This window comes from Micromonospora sp. NPDC005979 (assembly GCF_040614415.1).
Lineage (GTDB): Bacteria > Actinomycetota > Actinomycetes > Mycobacteriales > Micromonosporaceae > Micromonospora.
In genome coordinates this window covers 121709-138832 of record NZ_JBEXUR010000007.1, presented here as the reverse complement: position 1 = coordinate 138832, position 17124 = coordinate 121709, and the positions used below count along the sequence as shown (strand labels likewise).

Genomic DNA, 17124 nt, shown 5'->3' with positions numbered 1-17124 from the left:
CCTGAACACCCGCGAAGCGGAAGGTTAACAACGGCCGCCCGGTTCACCTGGGAGTGACCCGGTAGGGTGCCTCGGCATGACGAGCACCACCGACGCGCCGACCGCGCCGGCCGCCCCCGCCCGGCTACCGTCGCTGACCGGGCTGCGGTGGATAGCCGCGCTGCTGGTCTTCGGGTTCCACGCCGGGACGATGCGGATCATCGCCGAGCCGGACTACAAGGCCGTCGTCGACGCCCTCTTCACCCTCGGCCTGTCCGGCGTGCAGTTCTTCTTCATCCTCAGCGGTTTCGTGCTGGTCTGGTCGGCGCGCCCGGGCGACTCGCGGCTGACCTTCTGGCGTCGACGGGTCGCGAAGATCTACCCGAACCACGTGGTGCTGTGGGCCGCCGCGCTGCTGGTCGCCGGGTGGTTCGCCGATCCCGTCCTGCCGGCCGTCGCCGTGGAGAACCTGCTGCTGTTGCAGGCCTGGGATCCCCGGCTGGGCTGGTTCTACAGCGTCAACACGGTGAGCTGGTCGCTGTCCTGCGAGTTCTTCTTCTACCTCTGCCTGCCGCTGGCGCTGCCCCTGCTGCGCCGGGCGCGACCCGCGGTTCTCTGGGCGCTCGTCGTCGCGCTACCGCTGCTGATCCTCGCGCTCTGGCCGGCGCAGCAGCTGGTGCCGGAGGTGAGCCGCTGGTGGTTCACCCAGATCTTTCCGCCGGTGCGGTCGCTGGAGTTCTGGCTGGGCGCGGTGGCGGCCGAGCTGATGCTCCGGGGCCGGTGGCGCGGGCCGGGGCTGACCGCCGCCACCGCGATCTTCGTGGGCACCTGGGTGGCCGCCGCGCAGTGGATCCGCGCCGAGTTGTGGACCACGCTGCTCGCCGTCGCGTACCTGTTGGTCATCACCGCCGCCGCCGACGCCGACGTGCGCGACCGGCGCTCGCCGTGGCGCTCGCGCCCGCTGGTCTGGCTCGGTGAGGTCTCGTTCGCCTTCTACCTGGTGCACGTCCTGGTGATGACGAGCGTGCTCCGGCTCAGCGGCGGCTGGGGGACCGGCTTTCGGGGTTGGCGGGGCCCGGCGGTGGTGCTCGGATTCCTGCTCGTGAACCTGGTCCTCGCCGGGTTGCTGCACCGCTTCGTGGAGACCCCGATGATGCGCCGGCTCGCGCCACGCCGCCCGGGCCGCCCGCCGCTCGTCCCCCACCAGCGCACCACCTCGTCGGCCGGGAGCGGTGACGCCGACGTGCCACCCGTGCCCGCCCGTCCAGACGCGCAAGATCGCGCTCGATCCTGGTTGTAGTGGTCTCGTCAGCCGAGTGAGGCCACTACATCAATGATCGAGCACGATCTTGACCGGCGCGGTGGCACCCACCGGCGCCGGCTGACGCCACCTGGTCCACGTTGGTCGGACGGGGTCGGCGCGGCGCTGGCCGACACGCCCGTCGCCGATGCGTCGGGGCGGTCCCGACGGTAGCGTGAGGACGTGCTCCCGGTCGCGCTCACCTGTCCCCTGTGGTGGGTGGCGCGCTGGGCGGCACGGGTGCTGACCAGCCTCGCTGTGCTGTCGCTCGCCCTGGGCGCGGCCCCGGCGCTGCTGCCGGCATCGACCGCTGCGGCCCCGCCGCCCGCCATCGGGTCGCTCGCCCTCGCCGAGCCGCTCGGACCGTCGACCGCAGCCCTCTCCACGGTCCTCACCGACCGCGCCGTCACCGACCGCGTCGTCACCGACCGCGTCGGCGGGGTGCGAGCCGCAGAGGTTGGCGCTGACGCCTCCGCGCGGTCGGTCGACCCGCAGCCCGCCCGGCACGGTGGTTCGGAAGCGCTGCCCCGCCCACTGGCGGGCGTGACCTCGGCGCGCACGGGATCGGAGCGGCCGCCGCGAGCCGCCGGCTCGGCCACCCGGGCCCCCCGCGCCCCACCGGCCTAGCGGGTCAGTCACCGGCGGCGCCGCCGGGCCGAGCGCCGTCACCACACCTGACGACACACCGCCCGCACCCGCCCGTGCGGCATCCCATCGCTTACGTGCTCATGCCGAGGTGTCGATCATGGAAACCGTCGTCTTCTACCAGTTCCTGACCGAGGTGCCCCAGGCCGCCGCCATCTGGTCGGCCCTGTTCCTCCTGGCGCTGACGGTCCTCGCCGTCCTGGTGGCCCGTCCGGAGCGGGACTCGCCCGCGGCCGACCCCACGCCGCCGACACCCACCGCCCGCGAGATGGCCGTCGCCGAGATGGCCGACCTGCGCCGGTACGCCGAGGAGGTGGCTGTGGCCGCCGCCCGGGCGGCGCGGACCGCCCGGCGGCGACGCGCTGACTGGCTGGTCGCTCAGGACGAGGCGCAGCGGGCCTGGACGGCGTACGACGAGGCGGACACCGCTGCCCGTCGGGTCGCCGGTGCCGGGGCGTTGCCGACACCGCGTACCCCGCACACCCCCGCCGAGTACGCGGCCCGGGAGCGCTATCTGCACCGCGCCGCCATGGCGGCGCACTGGCGGGGGGAGTTGACCATGGCTCAGCTCGGCGACGTGTTCGGGCATCGGCGCGGCTGGGACCCCCGCCGGCACCCGGTCGAGCAGGAGACGCTGCTCATCCGGGCGATCCGTGACATCAGGCTGGCCGAGCACCGGACGGCCGCCGAGCGGGAACGGTCGTCCTGGCGGGACGCCGAGGTTGCCGCCGAGTCGGCGCGCGTCCTCGCCGAGGAGGCGTACGTGGCGGCGGCACGGTGCCGGCCGAGCCCGGCGCTCTCCCGGCGCACCGCGACGCGGCCGTCGGGTACGGCCCTCGTGGCACGCTGGCGTCCGGCCCGGGCCGGTTGAGCCCGATCTGTTATGTGAGGCGGGTCACCGGCGGTGGAAATCGGGCGGCCGGCATCATCGGCGGCCATTGTGCCCGCGATTGTGGCGGCGTTGCCGGCCACCTGTCCGGTTGTCGCCCACGGGTGCCGGTGGAACCCGTTGTCCCATCGAGTCACGTCAGCGGCAAAACGCGCAGAAATTGCTGGGCCAATCGATGTTTACGCAGGTGGGCGCGGCTTGGCAGAGTGCGCACCGGCCAGTACTGTCGTCCCGTCCGGTGCGGTTACCGATCGCAGGAGGCGACGCCGCGCCGACCCGCTCAATCGTGATCAACGAACCGGGGACCCACAGTAAGTCCGGGGTGAATCCGCGAGCCACGGCCCGCGGTAGGGCGATCTTCCCGCCCGAATCCGTCAGCTAACCCGGTAGGCGGTGACGGAAGGAGTTCCATCCTCGTGCAGCACCCCTCGACCCCCTTGTTGTTCCTCCGCCTCCACGGCGACGCGGTGTCCCCGCTCATCCGCCTCGTGACGGTGAGCTGACCCCCCGGGTCACCGCACTTCCCGCCCGGCCGCGCCGGGCGTTCCCCTGAGCGGCTCATCACCCGCGGGTCACCGCCCGCGCGCTGACGCCTGCCCGGATGCCGGTCGGGCCCCGGTGTGCCGCTCTCCCTGTGAACCGTGGAGGACCTCGTGAAGCACACCCTGAAGCGCCAGCTCCGTCGCCTCGCGACCGAGCGCCCGTACCAGATCGTCGCCGCCTCCGCCGCGGCCCTCGCGATCGCCACCACCGCCGGCGCCCTGGTCGCCGGCGCCGACGACGCCCCGGCCGGCTCGCGCACCCCGACCACGGTCGCCGAGATGCGCAGTGACACCGTCGCCTCCCGTGGCGAACTCCGGTCCGCGGCCCCGTCGGCGAGCGTCGCACCGAGCACCGCCGCCCCGAGCACCGCCGCTCCGGCCACCAGCGCCGCGTCCCCCGCCGCGAAGGCCACGAGCAACCCGGACGTCACCCGGAAGCCGACGCCGCCGAAGCCGCCCGCGACGAAGGTGCTCGACTACGACTACGAGGCGCAGAACACCTACTACAACTGCGGCCCGGCGGCCACCCGCAACGCGCTCAGCGCCAGCGGCATCGATCGCACCCAGGAGGAGCTCGGCCCCGAGCTGGGCACCACCGAGATGGGCACCAACTCGGCCGAGGACACCACCCGGGTGCTCAACGCCGAGGTGAAGGGCTCCCCGTACCGCACCCGCATGTTCGCGGGCACGCCCAGCCCGGCCCAGATGGACCGTCTTCAGGCCGACGTGGTCAAGGCCATCACCGACGGCCGGGGCGTGGTGGCCAACGTCGTCGGCGACGCCATCGACACCGAGGGCGGCTACCACTCGTACGGCGGTGGGCACTACATCGCCGTCGTCGGCTACAAGGACAACGGCCGTACCGTGCGGATCGCCGACTCGGCGAACGCCGCCGACCCCGCCTACTGGATCACCACGATCGACCTGGCGAACTGGATCGCCACCCGGGGTTACTCCGCCTGACCAACGCGCGACACCCCACGACGCCGCGGGCGCCGTCTCCCACGAGGGGCCGGCGCCCGCGGCGTTCCCGGGTCGGGGCGCGACGCGGGTGAACGGCTCTCGTACCGGGCCGCGAACCGTGGGAGACTGCGGCCGTGGTGGATGAATCGGGTGGTCAAGCCGACCGTGAGCCGATCCTGTTGCTGCTGCACGGCATGGGGGCGACGGGTGACGTGTGGCTGCCCTGGGCACCACTTCTGGAGCACCACTGGCCCGGCCGGTGGCTGGCGCCCGATCTCGCCGGTCACGGTTGGTCGGCGCCGCTGTCGTCGTACTCCTTCGAGGGTTTCGCCCAGCGGGTCGCGCAGGGCCTGGCCTCCGACGACCGGATCGTCGTGCTCGGGCACTCGCTCGGTGGCGTGGTCGGCCTGGCGCTGGCGGCCCGCGCCGCCGGCCTGCCGGTGGACGCGGTGGTGGGCTTGGGCATCAAGGCCGTCTGGGCGCCGGCCGAGCTGGCCCGCGCCGCGGACCTCGCCGCCCGCCCGGTGGGCTGGTTCACCAGCCGCACCGAGGCCGCCCGCCGGTATCTGCGGGTCGCCGGCCTCACCGGTCTGGTCCTCCCGGACCACCCGATGGTCGACGCCGGTCTGCGTCAGGTCGACGGCCGGTGGCGGCTCGCGATGGACAACGCCGCGTTCGCCGTCGGCGCGCCCGACCTGGCCGCGCTGCTCGCGGCGACCGACGTGCCGGTGGTGCTGGCCCGCGGGGAGCACGACGCGATGGTCACGGACGCGCAGCTCAAGGAGTACGGCGTACCGGTCGCCACGCTGGCCGGTCTCGGGCACAACGCGCACCTGGAGGATCCGGCGGCCGTGCTGGCGTTGCTGGACCCGTACCGTTGATCGGTCAGGCAGGTGCGGGCGCGGGTAGTTCCCGGGTCGAGGTCAGCTCGCGGCGGGCGGCGGTCAGGAAGCCCTCGGCGTACGACTCGGCCGGGAAGTCCCCCAGGTAGCGGCGGCGGGTGACCCAGCGGGCGTCGGCCAGCGGGTCGGTGTCCAGCAGGGCCGTGAGCACGGCGTCCACGTTGGACATGTCGCGCCGCAGCACGTAGCCCGAGCCGGCCAGTGGAAAGCGCTCGGTGAACCGGTCGCCCTCGTCACCCATGTCGGTGACGGCGTACGGCTTGCCGGAGTAGAGGTAGTCGGAGATCACCCCGGAGACGTCGGAGACCAGCGCGTCCGAGCGGTTGACGGACTCGGTCAGGCTCAGCTCCCGGGCGGCCGCGCCGAACAAATGCTGCCGGCCGGTGCGGGCGCGGTCGGCGGCCAGCAGTTCGGTGAGCCGGCCCAACTGGCGTGCCGACGCGGGGTTCTGCGCCGTGTACGGATGCGCCCGCAGGATCACCGTCGCGCCGCGCCCCAGCAGCCGCCGCAGCAGCTCCTCGGCCACCGGCAGCGAGCAGTAGTCGGCGTCGGCGTGGTGCCCGGTCCAGGTCGGGGTGTAGAGCACCGTCGGGTGCGCGAGGCCCCGCGTCGGCTCCTCGCGTACCTCGATCGACTCGACCTGGGGGCGGCCCACCACGACGAACTTCTCCGCCGGGATCTGTACCCCGGCGCGGGCGTACCGGTCGATCGCCGCCGGCCCGGCCACGAAGATCCGGTCGAAGATGCCCGAGACCGGGTTGGCGCTGGGCGCCTTGTCGCTGTCGCCGTGGTGCAGTTGGACGTGGGTGAGCTGGGTGAACCGGATGCAGTGGCTGTTCTTCGCCCCGTGGTTGACGTAGAAGGCCACCCGCAGGCTCGGCACGAGCGCCTCGTCCATCGCGCGCAGCGTGGGGCAGTAGACCACCGGCGCGTCGGTGGCCGCGGCGATCGGCGCGACGAACTCCGGCTCACGGACCAGCACCAGGAAGGGCCGGCCGATCCGTTCGAGGTACGGCAGCCACATGGTGACCTGGTACTCGGAGCCGGGCGGTGCGGAGAAGTAGAGCAGGAACTCCGGCTCGTGCCGACGTAGCGCGCGGGCGACCTGCCCACCGCCGGCGGTCGGGCGGAACCGTCGCTTGGCCAGGTCCAGCGCGACCGCCCCGGCGCCGGCGGCCACCAGCAGGCTGGCGGCGAGCGCCACGACGGCCGGCAGGGTCGACGCGGCGGCGATGGCCACCACCGCGAGCAGCCCCAACAGGGCGACGCCGAGTCGGTCGGCGATCAGCGGGGTCCAGGCGCGTACCGGCAGGTTGGCGGCCCGGATCTCCAGGTTGCCCGCGGTACGCAGCGGCCCCACCAGCAGCACCAGCCCCAGCAGGACCAGCGCCGTCGCGGCCAGCGCCGGGTCGAAGCCGTCGTCGAGCCGCCGGGAGTAGCCGACCAGGATCGCCGCGGCGATCAGGGCGGTCTCGGCCACCAGGTCGGCGGCCGGTCGGATCCGCTGCTCAGCGGCCGCCGCCACCAGCGCGGCGACGGCCAGCGCGAGGCCCCACCCGGTGCTGCCGGTGAGGGCCAGCACGACGAAGGCCAGTACGGCGAGCCCGGTGCTCAGGCACCGGGCGGCCACCTTGCGAACCAGGTCACCACGCATGTCGCTCCGATCGCCGCCCTCGGTCTCGCGGTGCCGTCGGCGTCAGTTCGTCGACGCCGCGGCCGGCGTCTCGGACCGGTCCGGGCCGGCCTGCGCCGGCACGGACGGGCCGTCGCCAGGCGCCCGGCGTACGTCGATGACCTGACCGGTCAGGTCGGAGATCAACACGTCGAGCGAGGACTGCGCGACGGCCTCCGCGGCCAGCAGGGTGTTCTCCGGCTCCTCGCCGAAGGCCCGGGTACGCATGGGGGTGGCCGTCCGCTCCGGGTTGATGCAGTTGACCCGTACGCCGACGTCGGCCCACTCGTCGGCGAGCGCCTGGGTCAGGTTGACCAGGGCGGCCTTGGTGGACGAGTAGAGGGCGTAGCGGGCCCGACCCCGGGTGTACGAGCTGGAGGTGTAGAGCAGCAGCTGACCCTTGGTCTGCTGCAGGTACGGAAGCGCCTGCCGGGCGATGGTCACCGGGCCGACGAAGTTGACCTGCAACACCCGGTCCATCGTCTCCTCGTCCATCTCGGCCAGGGCGCCCCGCTCCAGGATCCCGGCGGTGACCACCACGTGGTCGATCCGGCCGGTGGCCTCGAAGGCGGTCGTCAGCGCGGCCTCGACGTCCTCGGCGCGCTCGACGTGGGTGCCCGTGGTGGAGCGGCTGAACGGGAAGACCTGCGCGCCGTAGCGCCGCGCCAGCTCGGTCAGCTCGTGGCCGATCCCGTAGCTGCCGCCGAAGACCACGATCGTGCGGCCCGTCAGCTCCTCGGTGTAGCTGCGGTGGTCGGTCAGCCGGGGCGCCTGCGCCGCCGCGAGCTGGAAGAGCTTGTCCGCCAGGTGCACGTCGACCGGGTGGGTGACCTTGATGTTCTCGTCCGAGCCGTCGATCACCTTGATCGGCGTGCCCGGCAGGTACCGCAGCACCACGCCGCAGTCGTCGGTGGCGGCGAAGTCGGGGTCGTCCTCGGCGATCCGGTACGCCTCGCGGATGGTGGGGGAGCGGAACGCCTGCGGGGTCTGTCCCCGGCGCAGCCGGGAGCGCACCGGAATGTCGGTGATGCAGTCGTTCTCGTCCACCTGGATGATCGTGTCGGCGGAGGGGATGGCGACGTCGACGGCGTCGTAGGTCCACAGCGCGTTGACGCACTCGCGGACGATCCGGCCGCTGAGCAGCGGGCGGACGGCGTCGTGGAAGAGGATGTTGCAGTCGGCCGGCCCGACGGCGTCGAGCGCGATCCGGGTGGTCGCGTTGCGGGTGTCGCCGCCCTCGATCACCTTGGTGACCTTGCGCAGGCCGGCCTTCTCGACGATCTGCCGGGCGTCGTCGACGTGACCGGTCGCCATCAGCACGATGATCTCGTCGATCTCCGGAGCGGTCTCGAAGACCGCGAGAGTGTGCTCGATGATCGGCTTACCGGCGATCTTGAGCAGCTGCTTGGGGATGCCGAGGCCCAGCCGGGTCCCGGTGCCGCCGGCCAGCACCACGGCCACTGTCCGCGAGGGCCGCCACGGTGCGGGGGTCTCCGTTGCGGCGTCCGGGCCAGTGGTCTGGTCCTGCGTCATTGCCGGATCCTCACTCTCAGGGTTGCGTTAACGGAAGGTTCCGCCCGAGCGGCGACGGAATGAACCTTAACGCGCGGACCGCGCCGCCCCAACGCGGGCGACGCGGTCCTGGTTGCCGTGTCGATGCCGGTGGTTGGCCGGCACTCTACTTGCTGTTCGCGAACGCCTCGTACGCGCGGATGACCTCGTCGGTCGGGCCGTCCATCCGGATGAGGCCCGATTCCAGCCAGATCGTCCGTTCGCAGGTGTCGCGCACGGAGGAGAGCTGGTGGCTGACCAGGAACACCGTGCCGGCGCCCTCGCGCAGCTCGCGGACGCGCTGCTCACTGCGCTTGCGGAAACCCTTGTCGCCGGTGGCGAGCGCCTCGTCGATGAGCAGCACGTCGTGCTTCTTGGCGGCGGCGATGGAGAACCGCAGCCGGGCGGCCATGCCCGACGAGTACGTGCGCATCGGCAGGCTGGCGAAGTCACCCCGCTCGTTGATCCCGGAGAAGTCGATGATCCCAGCGGCCTGCTTGGCGACCTCGTCGGGGTGCATGCCCATCGCCAGGCACCCCAGCACGACGTTGCGTTCGCCGGACAGGTCGTTGAGCAGCGCCGCGTTCACCCCGAGCAGCGACGGCTGCCCCTGGGTGTGGATCGCGCCCCGGTTGACCGGCAGCAGGCCGGCGATGGCCCGCAGGATGGTGGACTTGCCCGAGCCGTTGCTGCCGATCAGCCCGATCGCCTCGCCCCGGTACGCGGTGAACGACACGCCCTTGACGGCGTGCACCTCCCGCACGTTCGGCGCGTTGGTGCGCTTGACCAGCCGGCGCAGCGCCGCCACCGGAGTGGTGCCACCGGTGGCGCCCTGGTGGACCCGGTAGATGATGTGCGCGTCGTCCACCACCACGGTGGGGATCCGCTCGGACGTCAGCGTCGGCAGGGAGACGGTCGCCTCGTCGGCGGCCGGCAGGGAATCAACCACGGCCGTACTCCTGTTCGCCGCGCCAGAAGTAGATGTAGCCGCCGATACCCGCCACCACGGCCCAACCGGCGGCGACCAGCCAGAGCTGGGTCAGCGACTCGTTGAGCAGTGGCGCCTGCTCGAGCAGCGCGTACCGGGCCAGCTCGATGTAGACCAGCAGCGGGTTGAACTGGACCACCGTCGTCGCCCAGCCGGGCAGCCGCTCGAAGAGGCTGACGCTGTAGAGGACGCCGGAGCCGTACATCCAGGTGCGCATGACGAACGGCATGACCTGCTTGAGGTCGCTGGCCTTGGAGCCCAGCCGGGCGACCAGCAGCACCACGCCCGCGTTGAAGACCGCCTGCAACAGCAGGGCCGGCACCAGCATCAGCCAGTCCCAGGTGATCGGCTCGCCGGTGACCAGCACGATGCCGACCAGCACCACCATCGACGCCAGGAGCTGCTGGAACTGGGTCACGGTGGTGGACAGCGGCAGGCTGGCCCGGGGGAAGTGCAGCGCCCGGATCAGCCCGAGGTTGCTGCTGATCGACTGGGTGCCGGCCAGGACCGCGCTCTGGGTGAAGTTGAAGATGAACAACCCGGTGGTCAGGTACGCGATGAAGTTCGGGATGCTGTTCTGTGCCAGCACCACCCCGAAGATCAGGTAGTAGACCGCGGCGTTGGTCAGCGGGGTGAGCACCTGCCAGAGCTGGCCCAGCTTGGCGTTGCTGTAGGACGCGACCAGCTTGGCGTTTGCGTACGCGGCGATGAAGTGCCGGTAGGCCCAGAGTCGGCGGCTGTACTCGACGAGGGTGGGTCGCTCACCGGCGACCCGTAGCCCGTGCCGAGCGGCCAGCTGCGCCTGGGTCAGACCCGTGTCCGGGTCGACCAGCGCGGTGGTGGCCATGGAAATGGCACTCCGATCTTTCGTGCAGACGGGTTGCTCGCGACGATGGAATCCTAGTGGGAACTGTGCGCGGGACGCCGCCTCGTCGCTGCGTGGACAGTAGTCCGAAACACGTCGGGACGCAACCGTACCGTCGTTGCGCTACTCTAGCGGGCGTGACCTGCGAGAAGAGTCCTCGGTGACGACCGAGAAGAGGCGCGTACCGGCCGGCGCGGCGGTGCTGCGCGACGAGATCACCACGGCCATCCGGCGCGCGCTCATGCAGGAGCTGGCAGCGGTCGGCTACGGCCGGCTCTCCATCGAGGCGGTGGCCCGACGGGCCGGCGTCAGCAAGACGGCGGTCTACCGCCGGTGGAGTTCGAAGCTCGACCTGGTGGTGGAGATCGTCGCCGCCGCCGCACACGGCAAGCTGCCGGTGCTGGACACCGGCACCCTGCGCGGCGACCTCGCGCTGCTGTTCCAGGCCGTGGCGCACGCGCTGCGTCACCCCCTGGCGTCGCAGATCATCCCCGACCTGCTGGCCGAGGCGGCCCGCAACCCGGCCATCGACGAGACGCTGCGCCAGGTGCTGCGCGCCCGCCAGCAGGAGATCGGCGGTCGCCTGGTCATCCGCGCCGTGCAGCGCGGCGAGCTGCCCGCGGACACCGATCCGGACGCCGCCGTCGACCTCATCGTCGGCCCGCTCTACTGGCGGCTCGCCATCGCCCGGCTGCCGCTCACCGACAGCTACCTGGACAACCTGGTCGAATCCGTGGCCGTCGGACTCGGCGCGACCGGCGTCGTGCCCCGGCCGAGGGCGACGCCGGTATCCGGCTGACCGGGCCCGCGACACCACCCACGACGGGGACCTGGCGGGCCACCCGCCTCCGCTAGGCTGCCCCCTTGACACCCGGCCGTCACCGAGCCGACATCCACTTTTCGCCCTCACATCCGCCGCCGGACGACAAGGACGCCCCGTGACGAAAGTCGAAGACGCTGTCGTGGCACCAGCGCTAGCCGACCGAAAGATCTCCCCTGGTGCGGGTGCTCGGCTGGAGGGCGCGAGCCAGCCCGGTCGGGATCGCGGCCTGATCAGCCGGCTCAACGCCGCCGTGGCCGCCACGCCCGTGGTGTTCACCGACGCGGCGGTGGTCGCTTTCGCCATTTGGACGCTGCTCTACCACCTCAACCTCGGCCTCGACCTGCGTCCGTCGGTCGTCTTCCTCGCCTGGCTCGTGCTGCTACCGGTCGCCGCGTACGTGGCGTGGCGGTTGCGGCGGCGGGACGTGTCGGCACCGCGCGAGGCCGACGAAACGGTGTCCCCGCCGGCGGAGGAGACCCGATTCGACAGCGCGTCCCTGCTGCGTCGTTACGCCCTGCCCGTCGGCACCGCGGTCGCCGCGGCCCTGTTCGCGGCGGTCGGCACCGGCACGCTGAGCTGGTGGCTGGCCGCCGTGCTCGGCCTGGTCTCGGTCGTGTCCGCCTGGTTGGCGCTGTCCCAGCGCCCAAGCCCGGCCGGCACGCGGCCCACGCCGACCGTCCGGGAGACCCGGACCACGCCGGCGCAGGCGTACGTCGTCCTCGCCGTCTCGCTGGCCGCCGCGTACTTCGCCACCCTCATCGGCCGGGTGTCGCTCGACGATGTCTTCTACGTCGGCAAGTCCGTCTGGGTCGCCGAGCGTGACCAGATCCCGTTCCGCGACTTCCTGTTCACCGAGGGTGTCCTGCCGGGTGGCTCGGCGAACCCGCCGCTGCCGTCGTTCGAGGTGTTCATCGGGGCGCTGGCCCGGTTCCTGCACATCCACGCGGCGTCCACGACCTGGTATCTCCTGCTGCCCGTACTGGCCGTCTTCGCGATCCTCGCGCTGTGGCGGCTCGTGCAGCGGTGGGCCCCGCGGCGGCCGCTCGTCGTGTTCGGCGTGGCGGTGTCCTACATCCTCCTGGTCGCGTACTACGCCGACGCTCTGAACACCTACCACCTGCCCCGGCTGACCCAGGGCAAGAGCGTGTTCGTGCACGCCCTGATCCCCCTGGCCTGGGTCTACCTGACCGACTACCTGGAGCACCGTTCGCGCCGTGCTCTGGTGCTGCTCACGCTGCTGTCGGTGGCCAGCGTCGGCTACACCACCACCGCCGTCATCCTGCTGCCCCTGCTCGCGGCGGCGGCCGGCGTGGTGCTGGTCGCCATGAGGCGCGTCCGGGACGCGGTCCTGTGCTTCGCGGCCGCCTCGCTCTACCCGCTGCTGTCCGGAGTGCTCGTCCAGGTCCTGCGCGGCGGCGTCGAGGAGGCCGCCGCGACGTACTCTCCGCTGCTGCCCCTGCGGACCATCTACGAGTTGACGCTCTGGCTCGGTCTGCTCGGCGTCATCGGCGGGCTCGCGGTGTGGTGGTCGCCGCTTCTGCTTCGCCGTGGGGCACCGCAGCAGCTCGCGGCCGGCGCCGCGCTGGCGGTGACGGCCCTGATGGTGCCCGGCCTGTTGAAGCTCGGCGGTGATCTGAGCGGGCTGACGGCGGTGCTGTGGCGGGTTCCGTGGATCCTGCCCGTGCCAGCGCTGGTCGGCGTCCTGGCGGTCATCCGCCTGCCCGGGCTCGCCCGGGTGAACCGGGTGCTGGCCTTCGCGTTGCCGGTCCTTCTGGTCGTCGCCTTCTACACCCAGGGCAAGCCGATGTGGGCGGGCGACCTGGTGCAGACGAAGCCGACCTGGCGGATGCCGGAGACCCGCAAGAACGTGTCCTTCTGGATCAAGCGGCTGGACCGGCCAGAGGGACTGGTGCTCGCCCCGTCGACCATCATGCGGGCGCTTCCACAGGTCACCACCGAGGTTCGGGTGGTGCTGCCTCGGGACCTCTACCTCACCGACTACGGCCCGCAGACGGAGTTCTCCCAGGATCGGCTGCTGCTGGCGAGGTTCGCCGACGGCGAACCCGTCTCGATCTACGAGGTGGACGGCGCGATGCACCGGGTCGGGGTGAGCGTGGTCTGTGTGTGGAAGACCAACACGACAGTCGCCGACGCCGCCCGCTATCTGGGGCTGGAACGGTTCGCGTCGCGCAAGTCCCCCGGCGGGATGTACTGCTACCGCACCACCTCGGCCGCGACGCCGACCGCCGGCGACTGAACTGAGTGAACAGTCAGTCGTCACGGCCCGGACGTCCACCGCGTCCGGGCCGTGGCGTGCCGGTACGGGCGAATTCTGGTCGGGTCGGTGTGGCCGGTCGACGGACGCGGTGCCGGCAAGCCGGCCCGCTGCCCGCAATGGTGGCGGACACCCGGGTGATGCCTTCTTGTCCGGCGACGTTAAGGTCGCAGTCACGCCACGAACGGCCCGTTGTGGTCGGTGCGGGCCGGCACGCGCGTGGCACACTGCACATCAGGAGCTCGGACATCGAACGTGGCGTGTGTGATCCGGACTGATCCGCCGGCGCGCGAGGATGCGAATTCCACGTCGTCGCCTTGGCCCGGCGTGGTCCGTCACCCGCCCCACCCGGTGTCGCCGTCGAGGGCCCACTCGCCCAGCCGGTCACCACTCGCATAGGGAGCTTTACCTTTGTTCGGCACGTTATCGGGACGCATCGGCGTTGCCGCGCAGAGCGCGCTGCTGGTGCTGGCCTACCTGGTCATGCTCGTCGCAGGAGTCTTCGGTTGGGTCGGCCTGTTCGCCGTCGCCGGACTGGCGGCGGTGGTCGGGGAGTTCGCCGCCGCACGCTGGTCCCCGCCGTCGCAGGTGCTGCTGGAGAAGGTCGGCCTGAACTTCTCGTACCGGCAGTTGACCCGTGACCTGTCGGCCGTGCTGCTGGTCGCCGCCCAGGTCGAGCTCGACGGCGTCGAGTTGAGCCTCCTGCTGATCCTGCCGGCGGCCGTGTGGGTCGTCTCGGTCTTCGCGGGCGCGCTCTCCACCATGATCGACCGTCGTAACCCGCAGTCCGCCCTGGTCCGCAACATCGAGCTGGGCCCCCTGCGCTCGGCCCCCCGCCCACCGGCCTGGGCGGCGGCCGTCGCGGGGGACCGGATGCCCCTGCTCAACCTCCTGCTGGTCCCGGCCGCGGTGGTCGCCGCCGTGCGGCACGAGCCGACGCCGTACTTCATCGCCGCCGCTCTGACGGTGGCGGCGACCGGGGTGGTGGGCGCGATCATCGCCGTGACGTGGCTGCGTGGGCGGGGCTCCGGCCAGGGACCGCTGCTGCCGGCCGTGCAGCGCTGGCTCGACACCCACCGGCCCGAGGTGGCGCTCTACTTCGCCGGCCCGGCCAAGGACGTCTACCAGGCCAACATGTGGCTCGCTCCCACCGAGGCGCTGAACCAGCGCGCGGTGGTGCTGATGCGCAGCCGGGAGGCGTTCTTCGAGCTGGCCGACACCCGGCTGCCGGTGCTCTGCGTACCGGCCGGGGTGGACTTCATGAACCTCGAACTCGGCAGCGTCCGCGCCGCCCTCTACGCCGCGAACGTCGGCGCGAACATCCACATGCTGCGCGAGCCCGGCATGAAGCACGTCTTCGTGGGGCACGGCGACAGCGACAAGCAGGCCAGCGTCAACCCCTACAGCAAGGTGTACGACGAGGTCTGGGTCGCGGGTCTGGCCGGTCGGGAGCGGTACGCCCGGGCCGGGGTGGGCGTGCTCGACTCGGACATCGTGGAGATCGGCCGGCCGCAGCTGGCCGGCGTGCACACCTTCGGGGCCGAGTCGGTGGACCGTCCGTTCACCGTGCTCTACGCGCCCACCTGGGAGGGCTGGCTCGACGACGACCCGTACCACACCTCGCTGGTGCTGATGGGTGAGCGGATCGTCAAGGGCCTGCTGGCGAGCAACCCCGGGGTGCGTCTGGTCTACAAGCCGCACCCGCTCACCGGGTCACGGTCCAAGGCGGCCAAGGCGGTGCACGACCGGATCGTCGAGGCGATCCGCTCCGCCGGTGGGAACCCCAACGCGACCACCCTGGACGGCACCGCCCATCTCGTGGTGACCGGCCGTACGCCCGGGCTGTTCGACTGCTTCAACCAGACCGACCTGCTGATCAGCGACGTGTCCAGTGTGGTCTCGGACTTCGTGCAGAGTCAGCGGCCGTACGTGGTGGCCAACCCGGCCGGCCTGCCGGAGGACGAGTTCCGCCGGGAGTACCCGACCGCGCGGGCCGCGTACCTGCTCTCCGCCGACTGCGGTGAGCTGGAGAAGATCGTGGCGGTGACCCGGGCCGGCGACGACCCGATGACGGAGGCCCGCCGCGACCTGAAGACCTACCTGTTGGGGCCGGCGGAGGCCAACCCGATGGACCGGTTCGCCGAGGAGATCACCCGGCTCTGCCGCTGACCGCGCACCACGTTCCGCGCCCGGCCCGACACTCGTCGGACCGGGCGCGGTCGTGTCGGCCGTGAAGGGGTGTGACTCAGTCGAGCAGGGCGGCGACCGCGTCGGCGACCGGAGTGTCCGCCGGCAACGCCCGTGCCGTCACCACCGCGCTCACCGGCAGCGGCCCGTACAGGTGGGGGAAGAGCTGCCCGCCGCGCGACGGCTCCCAGCGCAGGGCGTCGGCCAGCCGGCCCTCGTCCACGCCGAGCAGGGTGAGGCCGGTGACGCCGGAGAAGTGCCGGCGGGCCGTCTCCACCACCTGGTCGGCGGCGGAGAGGTGGATGAAACCGTCCTGGCGGTCCAGGGCCGAGCCGGCGACGGCACCGGCGGCCCGGGCGTCGTCCCACTCGACGGTCGGCAACAGCTTGTAGATCACCTCCGCAGACTACGTCTCCCACGTTTCGGCCGTACCGCCGCCGACGTCGGCCACCGCCCGTCATGCTCAGGTGGACCCGCCGGAAGGGGATGGACGATGGCGAGCTACGACGACGACTGGACCGACACCCAGCGCGGGCTGTACGACGAGTGCTACCGGGCCGGCGGCGAGTGGGCCGAGGATCCGGACACCCCGTCGGACGACGTGCAGCACGTGATCAACCTGGCCGAGGCGGACGACGACGCGTTCGACGACGCCGAGATCGACTTTCCGCCCCTGGTCGACGCCGTCACCCAGGCCAGCGGCGTCAACGTGACCAGCGTGCCCGCCCGGCACGACGACCCTGGTTTCCGGGGCTTCACCGACGGCGTGCGGGACGCGGTCGCCGACGACACGTTCGGTCTGTAGGGCCCGACCGGGAGGCGGCCCTCCCGCTCCCGGCGGCCTTCTGCCACCATTCGCAGGACGGCTGCGACGGATGGGGGCACGGTGCGGATCCTGCTGGTGGAGGACGACCGCCGGGTGGCCGCCGCGCTCTCCTCCGCCCTGACCCGTCGTGGCTACCAGGTCGAGCACGCCGCCACGGTCGCCGCGGCGCTCTCCGCCGCGCCGTGCGACCTGGTGCTGCTGGATCTGACCCTCCCCGACGGCGACGGCACCGAGGTGTGTCGGGAGCTGCGCCGGCGCAGCAGCCAGCTCGGCATCATCGCGGTGACCGCGCGGGGTGAGGAGCGCGACCGGGTCCTCGGGCTGCGCCTGGGCGCGGACGACTACGTGGTCAAACCGTTCTCGATGGTGGAGTTGCAGGCGCGGATCGAGGCGGTGCTGCGTCGGGCCGCGAATGCCGCCCCCGAGCGGCACCTGATCGAGGCGGGGGCGGTGCGCATCGACGTGGCCGCCCGCACGGTGACGGTGGCGGGGCGCGCGGTGACGCTGACCCGCAAGGAGTTCGACGTGCTGTTGTCGCTCGCCCGCCAGCCGGGGGTGGCGGTGCCCCGCGACCGCATCCTGCTCGACGCCTGGGGCACCACCTGGGGCGATCCGCACACCGTCGAGGTGCACGTCGGGTCGTTGCGCGGCAAGCTGGGCGACGCGCGGCTGGTGGAGACCGTCCGTGGGGTCGGCTACCGGTTGCGCGATGCGTGA

At 72.2% G+C, this 17124-nt stretch carries 15 protein-coding genes and 1 riboswitch; of the genes, 10 read left to right on the top strand and 5 right to left on the bottom strand.

Annotation, left to right across the window (positions count from 1 at the left end; translation table 11 throughout):
* The first annotated feature begins 76 nt into the window (after positions 1 to 76).
* The 5 genes from ABZ272_RS14070 (at position 77) to ABZ272_RS14050 (ending at position 5199) form a co-directional block, all read left to right on the top strand.
* On the top strand, positions 77 to 1279 hold the full coding sequence (locus ABZ272_RS14070; protein ID WP_355050336.1) for an acyltransferase: 1203 nt from the start codon (positions 77 to 79) through the stop codon (positions 1277 to 1279).
* Between the two features lie 183 nt (positions 1280 to 1462).
* The gene (locus ABZ272_RS14065; RefSeq protein WP_355050335.1) at positions 1463 to 1906 is read left to right on the top strand and encodes a hypothetical protein; all 444 of its coding nucleotides are present in this window, start codon (positions 1463 to 1465) and stop codon (positions 1904 to 1906) included.
* 118 nt (positions 1907 to 2024) lie between these two features.
* Positions 2025 to 2795, top strand: coding sequence for a hypothetical protein (locus ABZ272_RS14060; RefSeq protein WP_355050334.1), 771 nt, complete (start codon positions 2025 to 2027; stop codon positions 2793 to 2795).
* A gap of 285 nt (positions 2796 to 3080) precedes the next feature.
* A riboswitch (cyclic di-AMP (ydaO/yuaA leader) is annotated at positions 3081 to 3221 on the top strand.
* Between the two features lie 245 nt (positions 3222 to 3466).
* Positions 3467 to 4318, top strand: a complete 852-nt coding sequence (locus ABZ272_RS14055) for a C39 family peptidase (RefSeq protein ID WP_355050333.1) — start codon at positions 3467 to 3469, stop codon at positions 4316 to 4318.
* Positions 4319 to 4452: 134 nt separating this feature from the next.
* Positions 4453 to 5199, top strand: coding sequence for an alpha/beta hydrolase (locus tag ABZ272_RS14050; RefSeq protein ID WP_355050332.1), 747 nt, complete (start codon positions 4453 to 4455; stop codon positions 5197 to 5199).
* Between the two features lie 4 nt (positions 5200 to 5203).
* Here ABZ272_RS14050 and ABZ272_RS14045 read toward each other — a convergent pair whose 3' ends face one another.
* From ABZ272_RS14045 to ABZ272_RS14030, 4 genes are all read right to left on the bottom strand, one after another.
* Positions 5204 to 6874 carry a CDP-glycerol glycerophosphotransferase family protein gene (locus ABZ272_RS14045; protein ID WP_355050331.1) on the bottom strand — a complete coding sequence of 557 codons (1671 nt, stop codon included), beginning with the start codon at positions 6872 to 6874 and terminating at the stop codon, positions 5204 to 5206.
* Between the two features lie 42 nt (positions 6875 to 6916).
* Complete coding sequence (locus ABZ272_RS14040) at positions 6917 to 8425, bottom strand: bifunctional cytidylyltransferase/SDR family oxidoreductase (protein WP_355050330.1); 1509 nt, start codon at positions 8423 to 8425, stop codon at positions 6917 to 6919.
* Positions 8426 to 8570: 145 nt separating this feature from the next.
* A complete protein-coding gene (locus tag ABZ272_RS14035) occupies positions 8571 to 9380 on the bottom strand; it encodes an ABC transporter ATP-binding protein (RefSeq protein ID WP_355050498.1) in 810 nt (269 codons plus the stop codon).
* Between the two features lie 4 nt (positions 9381 to 9384).
* Positions 9385 to 10278, bottom strand: a complete 894-nt coding sequence (locus ABZ272_RS14030; protein WP_355050329.1) for an ABC transporter permease — start codon at positions 10276 to 10278, stop codon at positions 9385 to 9387.
* A gap of 178 nt (positions 10279 to 10456) precedes the next feature.
* On the opposite strand from ABZ272_RS14030, the gene ABZ272_RS14025 reads away from it, so the two are divergent.
* From ABZ272_RS14025 to ABZ272_RS14015, 3 genes are all read left to right on the top strand, one after another.
* Entirely contained in the window at positions 10457 to 11095 is a 639-nt protein-coding gene (locus ABZ272_RS14025; protein WP_355050328.1) for a TetR/AcrR family transcriptional regulator, read from the top strand.
* Positions 11096 to 11234: 139 nt separating this feature from the next.
* Positions 11235 to 13376: a DUF6077 domain-containing protein gene (locus tag ABZ272_RS14020; RefSeq protein ID WP_355050327.1), complete on the top strand. Its 2142-nt coding sequence runs from the start codon at positions 11235 to 11237 to the stop codon at positions 13374 to 13376.
* A 429-nt stretch (positions 13377 to 13805) separates the two neighbouring features.
* A complete protein-coding gene (locus tag ABZ272_RS14015) occupies positions 13806 to 15563 on the top strand; it encodes a CDP-glycerol glycerophosphotransferase family protein (protein WP_355050326.1) in 1758 nt (585 codons plus the stop codon).
* 76 nt (positions 15564 to 15639) lie between these two features.
* On the opposite strand, the gene ABZ272_RS14010 is transcribed toward ABZ272_RS14015, so the two are convergent.
* Positions 15640 to 15978 (bottom strand): DUF952 domain-containing protein, encoded by a 339-nt coding sequence (locus ABZ272_RS14010; protein WP_355050325.1) that lies wholly within the window; start codon positions 15976 to 15978, stop codon positions 15640 to 15642.
* Between the two features lie 96 nt (positions 15979 to 16074).
* On the opposite strand from ABZ272_RS14010, the gene ABZ272_RS14005 reads away from it, so the two are divergent.
* Complete coding sequence (locus ABZ272_RS14005) at positions 16075 to 16386, top strand: hypothetical protein (RefSeq protein WP_355050324.1); 312 nt, start codon at positions 16075 to 16077, stop codon at positions 16384 to 16386.
* 81 nt (positions 16387 to 16467) lie between these two features.
* On the top strand, positions 16468 to 17124 hold the full coding sequence (locus ABZ272_RS14000; protein WP_355050323.1) for a response regulator transcription factor: 657 nt from the start codon (positions 16468 to 16470) through the stop codon (positions 17122 to 17124).